This is a genomic window from Paenibacillus mucilaginosus 3016 (assembly GCF_000250655.1).
Classification (GTDB): Bacteria; Bacillota; Bacilli; order Paenibacillales; family NBRC-103111; genus Paenibacillus_G; species Paenibacillus_G mucilaginosus.
Map to the genome: position 1 here is coordinate 6,735,528 of NC_016935.1, position 14,345 is coordinate 6,749,872.

Here is a 14,345-nt window from a genome sequence, read left to right on the forward strand (position 1 = left end):
CCCCGCTTGGCTGCAGCATTTAGCGAAAAACCGGAAAGGGAATCCGGAACCACACCATATAAAACACAATCAAACACACGGATACGGCATAAGCGGCCAACGGGCGCCGGTGATGGAGATACAGGACCGGAAACATGGTGCATACGAAAAACACGGACCACGCAAAGCTCCAGCCCCGGTGGTAACGGATAAAATGAAGCTGCACCGCAGCCTGCTCGGCAAGCATGTAGACCAGCGCCCAATACAGCAGATGCCGGGCCAGCCGGAGCTTGCCGCCGTGAGGGAGACGGTCCAGGAACAGGAGCACCGTACAGGGAAAGACGACGAAGGACAGAAGCAGCTCGGCCCCCCAATGCGTCACCCAAAAGACGGGCGTATACTCCCAGAGCAGCTGTCCCCCCACCAGAAAGTAGTAGAGCATGCTGCACAGAATCATATAGAGCACCGTGGGCTGATACCGCTCCTACCTCCGGTGGCTCTTCGACAGTCTTACGGCAGCAAGAGAGATGAGTGCAATCAATACAAAATAGATGGCCGCTCCTCCTTCCTGCAAGCCTGTCCGGACGCAGGTTTCAGATGATTCCTATTATTTTACAAAAAGGTATCCTTTATCCCTCCCCCTGCTTCCCCCACGATAAAACCGCCTTCGTCCCGCATGAGAAGATCTTCCATGGGGGACACTATCCCCTATCTAATCCCACTATCCATTCCTTGACGGAGGAGGCATCCGAACGATGCACATCGCCAAGCATACACCGCTCTCATCTACCGAGCTCGGGACCCTGTGGATGACGTACCAGACGAAGACGATGATGCTGCAGATCTACGCTCATTTACTGGAAGGGGCCAAGGACGAAGAGCCGGGGCAGATCATGACATACGACCGGGACAAGACCGCTGAGACTGTCTCCAAGACCCGGGAGATGTTCCGCGAAGCGGGAGCCGCCATCCCCCAGGGCTTCACCGAACAGGATGTCAAGCGGGGGGCGCCGCGTCTCTTCGACCCGGTATTCGAGGTCATGTATCTGCGCATGATGTCCAAAGTGTTCACCGGCTTGTACGCGCTCTACAACAGCATGTCCTACCGCTCGGATATCCGCCAGCTGTACCGCAGGCTGACGATGGAGTCCCAGGAGATCTACGACCGGACCACCGAGCTGCTGTTGGAGCAGGGCACGCTGATCCATCCGCCCGATGTGACGATGCCCCGTGAGGTCGAATTTGTCCGGGACACGAGCTACATGCGGGGCATCAATCCGTTCGGGAGCAAACGGTCGCTCAATACGGTGGAGGTCGGCCACCTGTATCAGGCCGTCGAGACCAACCTCTGCGGCATGCAGCTCATGACCGGGTTCGCGCAGGGTGCAGCAGAGCCCGAGGTGCGGATGTATTTTACCAAGGGGAAGAATCTGGCGAAGAAGATCGTCCAGGAGCTGAGCGGTGTCCTGATGAATAGCGATGTTCCGGCCCCGGCCCCCTGGGCGGGCAAAGCCACGGACGCCACCGTCTCTCCGTTCTCGGACAAGCTCATGATGTACAACACTTCTCTCCTGAGCAACTTCGGCCTCGGCAGCAACGCGCTCGGCACCGCCTTCAGCCTGCGCAGCGATCTGCCGGCCCTGATGACTTCACTCTCGAAGGACATCTTCACCTATGCGGTGGACGGGGGCAAGCTCATGATCAAGAACAACTGGATGGAGGAGCCGCCCCAGATGGAGGACCGCAAACAGCTGACCCGTTCGTAGCCCTTGATCGCGGCCGCATGAAAACAGCCTGATCCGTTCCCGGTATGACCGGAGCAGATCAGGCTGCTTTTTACCTGTTTTTTTGTACGTATTGGCCTCTTCCCTGTGCAGGATGGGCACATTCATTCTTCCACGCGGATCCACCGTCTCTCCCGATGGCTGAGGAGGATCGCTTCGATGAGCTTCATGATCCGGTGGCCGTCCTGCAGCGTCGCGAACAGGTGATTGCGGCGTTTCGGCAGGCCCTCCTTTTTCTCCCGCACGGCTTCGTAGAAGTCATGGAAGAGGTTGCGCAGCGCGTCCGGCCAGCCCTCCTGATGGCCCCCCGGATAGTGCGAGAATGAGGCGGCCCGCGCCGACAGCAGGTTCGGGTCCTTCATCAGCGTCTGGTTAGGCTCGTCCCGCTTCCCGATCCACAGCTCGTTGGGCCGCTCCTGATTCCAGGCGATGGAAGCGGTCCGGGCGCTGATCTCGAAGCGCAGCTTGTTCTTGCGGCCCGCACTCACCTGGGAGACGGCGAACATGCCCTGCGTGCCGTCCTCGAAGTGCACAAGCACCGAGCCGCAGTCTTCGGTCTGCACCTCGACTTCTTTGAATGCCGGATCCGTACGCACCGGATGGATCGTCTTGAGATCCGCGAACACCTCGGTGATGGGGCTGTCTAGCACGAACTGCACGAGATCGCACCAGTGGGAGCCGATATCCGCCACCGCCCGCGAGGCGCCGCCCCGCTCCGGATCGAGCCGCCAGTTGATGTCGGTATCGAAGAGCAGCCAGTCCTGCAGGTATTCCCCGATCACCATGTGGGGGCGGCCGTACTTCTGCTCGGAGATCCATTTGCGCGCCTCGGAAATCAATGGGTAGTGGCGGTAGTTGAAGCAGACGCCGGCGACCACATTGCGCTCCCGCTCCAGCCGGCAGAGGATGCCGGACTCCTCGGAGTTCATCGCCAGCGGCTTCTCCGACAACAGATGCTTGCCCTCCTCCAACACACTGCGATTCAGCGGATAGTGCATATCATTGGGGGTACAGTTGTGCACCACATCGATGTCCGGGTCGCGGATGAGCTCCTCCGCCCGTTCGTACGCCTTCGGCACCCGGAGCCGCTCGGCGAACTCCAGCGCCTTGCTGCTGTCGGTGCCCGCCACCGCAGTCACCTCAATCCCCGGAAGCCTCCGCAGCATGTCCACATGCGCCTGGGCCGAGAAGCCCGTGCCGATAATCCCCACTCTAATGCTTCCCATGACGGCCACCTCCTCCTATGATTTTTGGCGCTCGCTTCAGCAGCTGCCCGTTATTCTCTCTACCTATTTATTAAAGCGGTGCCTCCGCTTTGAAACGACAGGGGCGGAAGGGAGCGGCAAAGGGGCAGCAGGGCATGGGCCGCCGGATCGGGTCGCACGAAGAGACCGGGCCCCCGGGAACGGCAAAAAGAGCCCGCAGCGCCATATCACATGGCACGGGCTCTTCAAGCATGGGCTCAGAGTGAAGAGATCAGGAGAGAACCTCGCTAAGGAAGGCCAGCGTCCTTGCGAACGCCTTCCTGGCGGAATCCACGTGGTAGGTCGGGCGGGAATCATTGAAGAAGGCATGCGGCGCCTTCGGGTAAATATGATACTCGAAGCGCTTGCCCTCCCGTTCCAGCTCCTGTGCGAAACCAGGGATGTCATCCGTAATGCGCGGGTCGAGCTCCCCATAGAAACCGAGCAGCGGGGCGCCGATCGAGGGAATGAGCTCCTTCGGCGGCGGGCTGCCGTAGAAGATCACGGCTCCGCGCAGTTCGCCGTCCTTCGCAGCCAGCGTGCCGGAGAGCAGCCCGCCGAGGCAGAAGCCGACCGAGGCGACGCCCTGTCCGGCGGTAGGCGCATACGAGTCCCGCAGGAAGGCCGCGGCGGCCGTGATCTGCTCCGTAAACGCCGGGATGCGAGAACCTGCGCTGAAGATGAGCTCGAGCGACGCCGAGATCTTCGCCTGCTCTTCTTCGGGCAGCGCAGAGAGGGCCGCCTGCCGCTCCTCCGGACTGCGCCAAGCGCTCGGCGGGATCGTGTTCAGGAACTGCTTCGCCCGTTCGACCCTATCCGGCGACAGCGCTTCGGGCTTCGGCCCTTCCGCCGTGAAGAGATCCGGGGCGAAGGCCGCATAACCGGCTTGTGCGAGACGGCGGGTCACATCCTGGATGTGCTCGTCCACCCCCCAGATCTCCTGAAGGACGAGAACAGCCGGCAGCTTCTGCTCCACATCCGGCCGGGCCGCATAGCCCTGCCACCGTCCCTCCGTGCCGTACGATATCCATTCGGTAATGATGCTCATGCCCATCTCTCCTCTCATCGGCTCCACAAATACCCAACCTATGTACTTGGTAATGTGAATGTAGCACAGCCCCCTGGGAGCGTCAAGGACGACTCTGCCCCTGAGGCCGCCGGAACTCCCCACACCGCAATAAGCTGAAAAATCCTTATTGACAGCGGAAGCCGACCTTGCTATGATTCAATCCATAGTATACCACTTTGATTTAATTGAATTGAGTCGACCGTACGAACGGAGACCATGCTGCCCCCTCCAGGGACACATGCGTCTCCGTTTTTTGGTATATACGGTCCGGCCGGTTCCATGCCTGATCTTCCCATTCGAAAGGAGTCCACTCCGCATGACAACCCAGACCACCCGCAAGACCCGCTGGCTTACCGCCCTGACCGGCATTCTCCTCTTCTCTCTCCCTTTGCTTTCCGCGTGCGGCAAGACGGAAGCCGTGAACGGCGCGGCAGCCGCGGGCAGCGGCACTGCAGTCGGAGCCGTCAAAGAGAAGATCGTCGTCAACCTGGGCATCCAGGGTTCCACTAACCTGTTCTCTTACGCCCGGGACAAAAAGATCTTCGAAGAAGCCTTTGCCAAAGCCGGCGCCGAAGTGAAATGGCACGAATTCGCCAGCGGCCCGCCGCACTTCGAAGCACTCGCTTCCGGCCGCCTCGATTTCGGCAGCGTCGGCGGCACGCCCGTCGTATCCGCCCAGACCGGAGGCGTCGACTTCAAGGCGATCGCCGTGACCGGCGACGGCAAGAAGGGCAACGCTATCGTCCTGCCGAAGGGCAGCACCATTAAAGATATCAAAGAGCTCCGGGGCAAGAAGATTGCCGTGGCCAAAGGCAGCTCCGCCTATAACTTCCTCTACCGCACGCTGGAGGCGGCCGGACTGAAGGACTCCGACGTCAAGATCATCCAGCTGCAGCCCGACGAAGCGAAGCCGGCTCTCGATACCGGCGCCATCGATGCGTGGTCCGTCTGGGAGCCTTACATCACAACGGCCGTGGTCCAGAGCAAAGCGAGCATCCTTGTCTCCGGCCAAGAGCTCGGAGTCGTCGCGCCCGGCTTCCTCGTGGCCCGCACCCAGTTCACCGAGCAGCATCCCGAGCTCACCGTCCTGTTCCTCAAAACCTATGAAGAGCTACGGCAGTATTACACCTCCCATTATGATGAGGTGACGGATCACTTCGTGAAGACGAAGAAGGTTGACAAGGAAATCGTCTCGACCGTTCTGAAGAAATCCGAGCCGCTGCTCTCACCGATCACGCCTGAATTCGCCAAGGCACATCAGGATCAGGCGGACTTCCTCTTCAACGCCGGAGCGATCACCAAGAAGCTCGACACCTCGAAGGTGCTCGAAAGCAAATTCGTGGAGCAGGCCTTGAAGGAGCTGAAGGAAGGCAAATAAACTTCCGCCGGAAGTCGTCCCCATATTCCCGTATGCAGACAATGGTGATGACCCCTTTTCCTCAAAAAAAACGCGCACCGTCCATGGAGACCGGTGCGCGTTTCTATTTTTACCTCTGATGCCCTCAGCCTTCCAGTACTTCAACCGAAAGCCCGTGCTTCTCGAAGACCTCGGTCATGGCCGCTTTGGCCTCCTCCGCATCCGGCCCGTAAATCTCGAGCTTGTAGGCTTGGCTGCCGAACAGCGTAAAGCTCAGGCCGAGAATACTCTTGGCGTCGATGCTGCGGTTGTCCACGCGGATGACAATGCTCGACGTATACCGGCTCGCCGTCTGGTTGATCTCCACGATGGCTCTTGGTTCGATCCCGCTCATATGGAACCTGCCTCCCTTCGGAAATTCTTTGTTCTTACTCCTATGTCTTACCCCTCTTGTCTTATGCTTTACCGGGGAGGGCCGACTTAGCCGCCCTAGCCCTCCTCGTTGACCAGCACGTTCTTCCCTCTGAGCTTCAGCACCAGCGGCACCAGGATCCACAGGGCGCCGACGATCAGGAAGGCAAGCGAGATCGGCTTCTGGAGGAAGATCATGAAGTCGCCGTTCGAGATCGTCAGCGCGCGGCGCATGTTGTTCTCCATCATCGGCCCAAGGATCAGGCCGAGCACCAGCGGAGCCAGCGGGAAGTCATTCCTCGACAGATAGTACCCGATCAGGCCGCAGGCCATGACGAGCAGGAGATCGAAGATCGAATACTGCACTGCATACACTCCGAAGACGGAGAAAACAATGATCAGCGGAATCAGATACTTCGTAGGCGTTTCAATAACCTTCGCAAAAATCTTGACCATCGGCATGTTGAGAATAATGAGCATCAGGTTGCCGACGAACATACTGGCGATGACGCCCCAAGCCAGCTGCGGGTGGTCCTGGAACAGCAGCGGACCCGGCTGCACGTTGTACATAATGAAGGCGCCCATCATGATCGCCGTCGTGCCGGAGGACGGAATGCCGAGGGTCAGCAGCGGAATCATCGCACTGCCCGCGGCGGCATTGTTCGCCGATTCCGGCGCCGCTACGCCCTCGATCGCCCCTTTGCCGAACTTCGACGGATTCCTGCTCAGCTTCTTCTCCATGATGTACGAGAAGAACGAGGCGAGAATGGCGCCGGCACCCGGCAGAAGACCTACCGCGAAGCCGAGCAGGGAACCGCGGGCGATCGGTGCCGCGCTGTCCTTGAGATCCTGCTTGGTCGGCAGAATCCCGTTGATCCGTGCGATCTCGCCTTCGTTGCCTTCCCGGTGCAGGATCGTCTTGAACACCTCGCCTACCGCGAAGAGACCGACGGCGACGGTGAGGAACTCGAGCCCCTGGTACAGCTCCGGCAGATCGAACGTGAAGCGGGCGACACCCGACACGTTATCGATGCCGATTGTGGCAAGCAGCAGGCCAAGTGCCGTCATCATCAGCGCCTTCGTCATCGACTTGCCCGCCAGCCCACTGATGGCCAGCAGGCCGAGCACCATCAGCGAGAAGTACTCTGCCGGCCCGAACTTGATCGCGATCGCCGACAGCGGATTCGCCAGGAAGATCAGGCCGATGAGCGCTACGAGGCCCGCTGCGAAGGAACCGATGGCCGCGATCGACAGCGCGGCGCCCGCCCGGCCCTGCTTGGCCATCTGGTAGCCGTCCAGCGTCGTCACGACCGACGAAGATTCGCCCGGCGTATTGAGCAGGATCGAAGTCGTCGAGCCGCCGTACATGGCCCCGTAATAGACGCCGGCCAGCAGAATAATCGACGACGTTGCCGCTTCTTCGGGACCGAGTCCCGCGGTGAGCGAAGCCGTGATCGGAATGAGCAGCGCCACCCCGCTCATCGGTCCGATACCGGGCAGCACGCCCACTACGGTGCCGATCAGCACGCCGAAGAAGACGAAGAGAACATTGTGCCACTGCATGGCCGTGGCCAGGCCGTTCAACAGATAATCGATAGTGCCCATCAGAATTCCCTCCCTACGTTAAGCCTAGCCAAGCTGGGAAACCGGGAAGCGATCCTTCCAGCACGTGGACATACAGATAATAGACGCCGAAGGAGAAAGCGGCCGAGATCAGCAGCGATACCCAGATCCTGCCCCGCTCCATCGTCTGGAAGCCGAGCATCAGGAACAGGAAGGTGCCGAGAACGAAGCCGATATCCTCCAGAAAGAACGCATAGAGCACGGCGGCGGTGAAGATGATCCCGAAGCGCTTGTAATCGAGGTTTTCTTTGCGCTTCTGCCGCTGCTGGTACCGGAACGTTTCGTAGATGAGCCGGATGCTCATCAGAGCGAGGAAGATGCCGAGCACCATCGGAAAAATATTGGCCCCCACATTGCTCCCGTAAGCGCTCGTCGAGATCGTCCCGCTGCCGACGGCGAAGGCGGCGCCGACCGCGAGAAACACGATGCCGGCGTAACGGTCGAATGTTTTGTTCATGGTTGACACGCTCCTGTTTGCTGTCTGCTAAGATAAACGGCTTTGCCGTCCTTCACGGACGATGCACATTGATTAGAAATAGAAGAGTACAGAATCGAGCCCGGGGGAGAAGGGCTTCCCCCTCTCCCCCGGCCCGCCCGTCTGCAGATGTGGTTACTTCTGCATGCCGAGCGCCGTCAGGATATCCTTGAGCTGCGTTTCCTGAGCCGTCAGGAAGCTCTTGAACTCCTCGGACTTTTTGTACTCGGTCTGCCAGTTGTTCGCCGCCACTTCCTTCTTCCACTGCTCGGATTCCACCATTTTGCCCAGCGTTTCCTCCCAGAACTTCTTCGCGTCCGCGCTCATGTTCTTCGGTCCGAAGATGCCGCGCCAGATCAGGAATTCAGCGTCCACGCCCTGCTCTTTCATCGTGGGAATGTCCTTCATGTTCTCGAGACGCTGAGGAGCTGCAACGGCGAGAATCTTGATTTTGCCGGCCTTCACGTATTGGTCGAGGGAGGAAGCGTCCGTACCGAGCACGTCGGCATTGCCCCCGAGCAGCGCGGTTACGGCTTCTCCGCCGCCGTCATAGGAGACATACTTCACTTTCTTCGGGTCGATGCCGTACTTGAACGCCGGGAGGATCGCCACGATATGGTCCATGGAGCCCGGGGCGGAGCCGCCGGCCACCGTCAGCTTCGTCGGGTCGGCTTTCATATCGTCAAGCAGCGACTTCAGATCGTTGTATTTGGAATTCGCCGCCACCGCAATGGCGCCGTAGTCTTTGGTCAGCTGCGCCAGCGGCGTCGTGTCCTTGATGCCGTAAGGCGAGTTGCCTTCCTTCTTGATATGGTTGATCAGGATCGGCGGGGAGCTGACGAACAGCTTGTGGTCGTCTTTGACGTCCTTCGTCGCGTATTCGGCCATGAAGACAGCGCCGCCGCCTCCTGGCTTGTTCTCTACGGACATCGGCTTTGCAACCGCCTTCATTTCGGAGAGCACCTTGGTGATCGTCCGGGCCGTCATATCCCAGCCGCCGCCCGCACCGGATGGAGCTACCAGCGTGATCGCCTTCTCGGGATATTTTGACGCCGTCTGGGCCGGTGTCTGGGCCGCATCGCCGCCGGCTTCCGGCTGCTGCTTCGCCGCGCCACAGGCGGTCAAGCTGGCTGCGAGTACCCCTGCTGCCGTTACTTTCCAAGCTCTGTTCATCATGCGGTTCATCATAAGGTTCACCCTCCAGTTTTATATAACCCCTGATTTATGTTTTGTTTGAATGCGCTTTCTTGAGAACGGTTTCATCATATCACCCTGCACACCGCTTTGAGAAGTTTAACGGCATTAATCGCATTGCGTCCATTGCGGTAATTATGATCATTTTGTTCACGGATGATGCGGGGCGGTTCTTCAGCCGATATATGTTATAATGTTGGCGATTACCGGCACCCTTGCCGGTGCCAGGGCCTTCAACCTACCCAGAACAAGCCAGGGGGAACCGCATCCATGCGTCTGCAAAACAAACTCATTCTCGTCATCTGCTCACTGCTCGCCCTCGTCACCTTGAGCCTCGGCGGCACCTTTTATTATCTGATGAGCTCCGCCCTGGAAGAGCAGATCGGTACGCGGGCCCTGAAGGTCGCCGAGACGGTCGCCGCCGTTCCGGATATTCGGAAAGCGTTTACTCTCGCGGAGCCTTCTGCGGTCATCCAGCCCATTGCCGAGAGCATACGGCTGAAGACCGGGGCAGAATATATTGTTATCGGCTCGAGGGAAGGCATCCGCTACTCCCACCCGCTGCCCGAACGCATCGGCAAGGAAATGGTCGGCGGAGACAACGGCCCCGTGCTCGAAGGCCGGTCCATTGTCTCCAGGGCCGTCGGATCGCTCGGCCCTGCGCTTCGCGGCAAGACGCCGGTCAAGAATGAGAGCGGCGATGTCATCGGCATCGTATCCGTCGGCTTTCTGACGAAGGACATCGACGTTCTCACCGAGACGTACCGGTACCGGATCGTCTGGCTGACCCTCGGCGTGCTTCTCGTCGGCGCCATCGGGGCCGTTCTCATCGCACGCAGTGTGCGCAGCTCCATCCACGGTCTCGAGCCCCGGGAGATCGGCTCGCTCTATATGGAGAAGCAGGCGATCCTGGAGACGATCCGCGAAGGGATTCTCGCGGTGAACCGAGAGGGCGTCGTCACCCTGGCGAACCCGTATGCCCTGCGCCTCCTCGGACTGCCGGAGCACAGCGATATCACCGGCCGGCCGCTTCAGGAGCTCCTGCCGAACACCCGGCTCACCGAGGTGATCTCCTCAGGGCAGGCCGAATTCGACCAGGAGATGCTGATCGGCAGCCATGAGGTTATTGTGAACCGCGTGCCCATCACGGGCTGGAACGGCGGAATTGAAGGCGCCGTATCCAGCTTCCGCAGCAAATCCGAGCTGTACCGGCTGGCCGAGGAGCTCTCGCAGGTGAGGAGGTTCGCGGACGCTCTGCGGGCACAGACCCATGAATATTCGAACAAGCTGTACCTGATCTCCGGCCTGATCCAGCTCGAAGCCTATCAGGAAGCCGTCGACCTCATTGCCCGGGAGTCGGATGTGCACCAGAACCTCGTGGCCTTCCTGATGCGGGAGATTCCCGATCCCATGATCGGCGGCCTGCTCATCGGCAAGTACAACCGCTCCCGGGAGCTTAAAGTGATCTTCGAAATCGACCGCGAAAGCTCCTTCCGTGACCTTCCGCCGGGGGTGGACCGCAGTCTGCTCGTCACGGTCATCGGTAATCTGGCCGATAATGCGATGGAAGCGGTACTGGCCTGCGGGGACCCGGCCGGACGCGGCGTGAAGCTGTTCCTGACGGATCTCGGGGAAGACCTCATCATCGAGTGCGAGGATACCGGGATCGGTATTCCCGAAGAGGCAGGGGACTCGGTGTTCGCCAAGGGCTTCTCCACCAAGGAAGGGGAGCACCGCGGCATCGGTCTCGCGCTCGTCCAGCATGCCGTACACAAGCTGGGCGGCTATATCACCTACCAGCCTCACCCTGGGGGCGGCACGGTCTTTACCGCCGCCATCCCGAAGAACGGCCGAGGCACAGAAAGGAGAGCCCTCCAGTGAACGAACAACCTTCCCACGAGATCACAGTGCTCATCGTCGACGACGATCCCAAGATCGCCGAGATCAACCGGAGATTCGTCGAAAAGGTGCCGGGATTCTCGGTCATCGGCATCGCGACGGACGAAAGCCAGGCCAGGGAGCAGCTCGAGATCCTCGGCCCCCAGCTCGTGCTGCTCGATATCTACATCCCGAATTCGAACGGCATCGACATCCTGCAGCAGATCCGGCGGCATCACCGCGACACGGAGGTGATCATGATCACCGCCGCCAAGGAGATCGAGCCGGTCCGGGAAGCCGTACGCAGCGGAGCGTTCGACTACATCATCAAGCCGCTCGTCTTCAACCGGCTGCAGGAGACGCTGCTGCGCTTCCGGGACTTCCAGCAGCAGCTGCAGCGGCTGGGCTCGGGCGGCGGCCAGGTGGCCCAGGACGACATCGACCGCCTGCTGGCCAGAACCGACAAGAAGGAAGGCCCGTCTTCCGCCCCGCTTCCGAAGGGAATTGACAAGCTGACGCTCGACAAGGTCGTGGGCGCGCTCTCCTCCACGCCGGAGGGCATGACGGCCGACGGCGTCGCGAAGCTGATCGGCGTCAGCCGCTCGACCGGCCGGCGGTATCTCGAGCACCTCGTCTCCCTCGGCGACGTGTATGCCGACCTGTCCTACGGCGTGGTCGGCCGGCCCGAGCGGGTCTACCGCAGCCGCCGGTAAACCGGAACCCGCGGGACCGTCCGGCTGCGGGGAGCGAAAGCGAAGGCGGCACTGCGCCGGAAATAGCCGCCGTGCAAAAGCCTGCAGCGCCTCCTCCCCCGCTTCCCAAGATCAATGGCTTCGCTGTCCTTTACGGGGCGATGCGCGTTTTTGAAAAAAGCTGATCCCCGCAGGGTTTCTTCCCCTGCAGGATCAGCTTTTTTTGCATCCGGCACATATCTTCCATAACTTGTCGTACGAGCCGTTCCTCCCGAATACAATGAACCAAGCCCCCTTTGTGCGGTTTTCGTCCGGGCTCAACAGGTGATCGGGAGGGTTGTTCACGACCATGAGCGTAATCTTAAGCTATATCTTTCTCGGGCTGTCGCTCTCGGCTCCGATCGGGCCGATCAACGCCGCCCAATTGGACAAGGGCATCCGCTGCGGCTTTTGGCATGCATGGCTCGTCGGTCTCGGCGCCATGATGGCCGACGCCCTGTACATGATCATGGTGTATATGGGTCTCGTCCACTTCCTGAGCACACCGCTGATCCAGACGCTCCTGTGGAGCTTCGGCAGCTTTATGCTCATCTACACGGGCATCGACAGCCTGCTTGGGGCAAGCAGTGTGGCCGTCGTCACCAAGAAAAAGGACGACACGCTCTTCAAATCCTTTTTCTCCGGCTTCCTGATGTCCCTCTCGAACCCGCTGACGATCCTCTTCTGGCTCGGCATCTACGGTTCCGTGCTGGCCAAGACGGCATCCGTCTACGGCACCCAGCAGCTGCTCGTCTACAGCTCCGCGATTCTGGTCGGCATCCTCGTCTGGGATTTCTCCATGGCGGGCATGGCCAGCACCTTCCGCCGGCTGATGACCCCGCGGCTGCTCACAGGGATCTCCGTCATCTCGGGCTTGTCCCTGATCGGCTTCGGCCTGTATTTTGCGGTCGCCGCCTGCCGGCTTCTCTTCTAAGTGAACGATTTGCGTCTGCGCGGCAGTACGGGCCGGTTCACACTCGGCTCGTATTCGTCATGCCCGGACTGCTGCCCTTCCGCGTGCTTGGATCGGCCTTGCGGCCCGCTCTCGCCTCCTCCGCCCTGCTGCTTCTTCCACACCCTGCGCATGATCAGGGTCACCGCGGAGATCACCGCCACGAACCCCAGCGAGATAAAAAAGCCCGGCCGGCTCGTCTCGTGGAACAGCGTGCCGACCACCGCCAGGGCGATGAGCAGGATGCCGCTCCACCGCTTCGTCTGGCCCCAGCCCGACAGCTTCAGCAGCCTGCCCGACGTCACGAGAATAAAGGTCCAGTTGTAGAGCAGCATGAGCCCGGCCGCCGTCGTCACGTACTCATAGACGGACTCGGGCATGAGCAGCGCCGTCACGACGGAGACCGCCAGCCCCCCTGCGGTGAAGCCGATCGCCGTGAACGGCAGCTTCGAGGAGTCCTTCTTCGCTGAGAACATCTTCGGCGCATCATGGTCCCCCGCGAGCGTGACGAGCATGGTCGTCACCGCGAATAACGAGGCGACCATCGTCGAGAAGCCCGCAATGATCAGCACGGAATTGAACACGTGGGGGACGAACGGCAGGTTATAATGATTCAGCGCCGAGGCGAACGGGCTTTCCTTCGAGTTGAAGGCGCCGATCGGCACGAGGATGACCGCACAGACCAGGGACGCGATGTAGACGGTCGTCAGGAGCAGAATCATCATTTTGCCGGCCTTCGGCGCTTCCTTCGGGTTCTTCAGCCGCATCGCCATCAGCCCCATGATCTCAATGCCTCCGAAAGCATAGAACGCAAAAATGAACGCGGACCATAAGCCGATGCCCCCGCCGGGCCACACCTCCGGTCCCGTCGCAGGCACTTTGGGCGCGTAAGCCCCCTGCCCCAGCATCCCGAACAGCGCCGCGCCGGCCAGTACCAGGAACATCAGGATCGCCGCGATCTTCATGACGGCGAACATGTTCTCCAGCCGCTCGAAGCCCTTCGTGCCGAGCAGGATGATGCCCAGCCCGAGCAGGCCGTACACCGCGGCGAACATCCACATCGGCAGGTTCGGAAACCACATGCGGGTGAACAGCGAAAGCGCGGCCAGCTGGCTGCCCATGATGAGGAGCTCGCTCGACCAGTACACCCAGCCGCTCGTGAATCCGGCCCACCGGCCGTATGCTTTTTTGGCATAGGAGCGAAACGATCCCTGCTGCGGATCGGCCGCTGTCATCCGGGCCAGCGCATCGAACACCATGTACGTGCCGAAGGCCGCCAGGATGAACAGGAAGATGACCGCCGGTCCCCCCATCGTCAGGGCGATGCCCGTGCCGAGGAAATATCCGGTGCCGATGGTGCACGCCACACCCAGCAGGGAAAGCTGCCACCATTTCAGCTTGTCATCCTTCGAGCTTGTTTTGCCTTTGCTCATCCTATCCTCTCCCTCCTGCTATCCAAGAGGATAGGATACGCTTCGATGCCTTTTTTTATCAAAATGGGTCTGACCGCTTTAAAACCCACTTGTTTAATAGGAATAGTTGTATTATAATGAGTTTTACAACCTGTACGACTGCCGCCTATTGGTCAACCAAAGGCTCTCCGTGTCCGCAGCCTCCTGCGCCCCGAGAGTCTTTTTTTAATTGTCCG

Annotated in this window: 12 protein-coding genes and 1 pseudogene; 5 read left to right on the forward strand and 8 right to left on the reverse strand. The window is 60.2% G+C overall.

What is annotated here, in order from left to right:
* Nucleotides 1–19 precede the first annotated feature (19 nt).
* Nucleotides 20–448, reverse strand: a pseudogene (locus tag PM3016_RS27820) (CBO0543 family protein); the annotation flags it as partial.
* Nucleotides 449–734: 286 nt separating this feature from the next.
* Between PM3016_RS27820 and PM3016_RS27825 the strand changes: the two are divergent.
* Nucleotides 735–1,745 (forward strand): DUF3231 family protein, encoded by a 1,011-nt coding sequence (locus tag PM3016_RS27825; RefSeq protein WP_014371739.1) that lies wholly within the window; start codon nt 735–737, stop codon nt 1,743–1,745.
* 122 nt (nt 1,746–1,867) lie between these two features.
* On the opposite strand, the gene PM3016_RS27830 is transcribed toward PM3016_RS27825, so the two are convergent.
* Nucleotides 1,868–2,989, reverse strand: a complete 1,122-nt coding sequence (locus tag PM3016_RS27830; RefSeq protein ID WP_013919737.1) for a Gfo/Idh/MocA family protein — start codon at nt 2,987–2,989, stop codon at nt 1,868–1,870.
* A 250-nt stretch (nt 2,990–3,239) separates the two neighbouring features.
* Nucleotides 3,240–4,055, reverse strand: coding sequence for a dienelactone hydrolase family protein (locus tag PM3016_RS27835; RefSeq protein WP_013919738.1), 816 nt, complete (start codon nt 4,053–4,055; stop codon nt 3,240–3,242).
* Between the two features lie 337 nt (nt 4,056–4,392).
* Here PM3016_RS27835 and PM3016_RS27840 point away from each other — a divergent pair, with 337 nt between their 5' ends.
* Nucleotides 4,393–5,454 (forward strand): aliphatic sulfonate ABC transporter substrate-binding protein, encoded by a 1,062-nt coding sequence (locus PM3016_RS27840; protein ID WP_014371740.1) that lies wholly within the window; start codon nt 4,393–4,395, stop codon nt 5,452–5,454.
* 124 nt (nt 5,455–5,578) lie between these two features.
* On the opposite strand, the gene PM3016_RS27845 is transcribed toward PM3016_RS27840, so the two are convergent.
* The 4 genes from PM3016_RS27845 to PM3016_RS27860 form a co-directional block, all read right to left on the reverse strand.
* On the reverse strand, nt 5,579–5,827 hold the full coding sequence (locus PM3016_RS27845; RefSeq protein WP_013919740.1) for an HPr family phosphocarrier protein: 249 nt from the start codon (nt 5,825–5,827) through the stop codon (nt 5,579–5,581).
* A 95-nt stretch (nt 5,828–5,922) separates the two neighbouring features.
* Nucleotides 5,923–7,449: a tripartite tricarboxylate transporter permease gene (locus PM3016_RS27850; protein ID WP_014371741.1), complete on the reverse strand. Its 1,527-nt coding sequence runs from the start codon at nt 7,447–7,449 to the stop codon at nt 5,923–5,925.
* A gap of 13 nt (nt 7,450–7,462) precedes the next feature.
* Complete coding sequence (locus PM3016_RS27855) at nt 7,463–7,924, reverse strand: tripartite tricarboxylate transporter TctB family protein (RefSeq protein ID WP_013919742.1); 462 nt, start codon at nt 7,922–7,924, stop codon at nt 7,463–7,465.
* 153 nt (nt 7,925–8,077) lie between these two features.
* Complete coding sequence (locus PM3016_RS27860; protein WP_014371742.1) at nt 8,078–9,130, reverse strand: Bug family tripartite tricarboxylate transporter substrate binding protein; 1,053 nt, start codon at nt 9,128–9,130, stop codon at nt 8,078–8,080.
* A 276-nt stretch (nt 9,131–9,406) separates the two neighbouring features.
* On the opposite strand from PM3016_RS27860, the gene PM3016_RS27865 reads away from it, so the two are divergent.
* The 3 genes from PM3016_RS27865 to PM3016_RS27875 all read left to right on the forward strand — a co-directional run bounded on the left by PM3016_RS27865 (nt 9,407) and on the right by PM3016_RS27875 (nt 12,679).
* Nucleotides 9,407–11,017: an ATP-binding protein gene (locus PM3016_RS27865; RefSeq protein WP_013919745.1), complete on the forward strand. Its 1,611-nt coding sequence runs from the start codon at nt 9,407–9,409 to the stop codon at nt 11,015–11,017.
* Nucleotides 11,014–11,727, forward strand: a complete 714-nt coding sequence (locus tag PM3016_RS27870; RefSeq protein ID WP_014371743.1) for a response regulator — start codon at nt 11,014–11,016, stop codon at nt 11,725–11,727. The genes PM3016_RS27865 and PM3016_RS27870 overlap by 4 nt, the downstream gene beginning before the upstream one ends.
* A gap of 328 nt (nt 11,728–12,055) precedes the next feature.
* Nucleotides 12,056–12,679 (forward strand): LysE family transporter, encoded by a 624-nt coding sequence (locus tag PM3016_RS27875; RefSeq protein ID WP_013919748.1) that lies wholly within the window; start codon nt 12,056–12,058, stop codon nt 12,677–12,679.
* Here PM3016_RS27875 and PM3016_RS27880 read toward each other — a convergent pair.
* The gene (locus PM3016_RS27880) at nt 12,676–14,130 is read right to left on the reverse strand and encodes an amino acid permease (protein ID WP_013919749.1); all 1,455 of its coding nucleotides are present in this window, start codon (nt 14,128–14,130) and stop codon (nt 12,676–12,678) included. The two genes, PM3016_RS27875 and PM3016_RS27880, sit on opposite strands and share 4 nt — an antisense overlap.
* Between the last annotated feature and the right edge of the window lie 215 nt (nt 14,131–14,345).

What these genes read in the sequence shown, in the direction of transcription:
- PM3016_RS27825 (WP_014371739.1), top strand. Translation starts at nt 735, where the DNA reads ATGCACATCGCCAAGCATACACCGCTCTCATCTACCGAGCTCGGGACC.
- PM3016_RS27830 (WP_013919737.1), bottom strand. Translation starts at nt 2,989, where the DNA reads ATGGGAAGCATTAGAGTGGGGATTATCGGCACGGGCTTCTCGGCCCAG.
- PM3016_RS27835 (WP_013919738.1), bottom strand. Translation starts at nt 4,055, where the DNA reads ATGAGCATCATTACCGAATGGATATCGTACGGCACGGAGGGACGGTGG.
- PM3016_RS27840 (WP_014371740.1), top strand. Translation starts at nt 4,393, where the DNA reads ATGACAACCCAGACCACCCGCAAGACCCGCTGGCTTACCGCCCTGACC.
- PM3016_RS27845 (WP_013919740.1), bottom strand. Translation starts at nt 5,827, where the DNA reads ATGAGCGGGATCGAACCAAGAGCCATCGTGGAGATCAACCAGACGGCG.
- PM3016_RS27850 (WP_014371741.1), bottom strand. Translation starts at nt 7,449, where the DNA reads ATGGGCACTATCGATTATCTGTTGAACGGCCTGGCCACGGCCATGCAG.
- PM3016_RS27855 (WP_013919742.1), bottom strand. Translation starts at nt 7,924, where the DNA reads ATGAACAAAACATTCGACCGTTACGCCGGCATCGTGTTTCTCGCGGTC.
- PM3016_RS27860 (WP_014371742.1), bottom strand. Translation starts at nt 9,130, where the DNA reads ATGATGAACCGCATGATGAACAGAGCTTGGAAAGTAACGGCAGCAGGG.
- PM3016_RS27865 (WP_013919745.1), top strand. Translation starts at nt 9,407, where the DNA reads ATGCGTCTGCAAAACAAACTCATTCTCGTCATCTGCTCACTGCTCGCC.
- PM3016_RS27875 (WP_013919748.1), top strand. Translation starts at nt 12,056, where the DNA reads ATGAGCGTAATCTTAAGCTATATCTTTCTCGGGCTGTCGCTCTCGGCT.
- PM3016_RS27880 (WP_013919749.1), bottom strand. Translation starts at nt 14,130, where the DNA reads ATGAGCAAAGGCAAAACAAGCTCGAAGGATGACAAGCTGAAATGGTGG.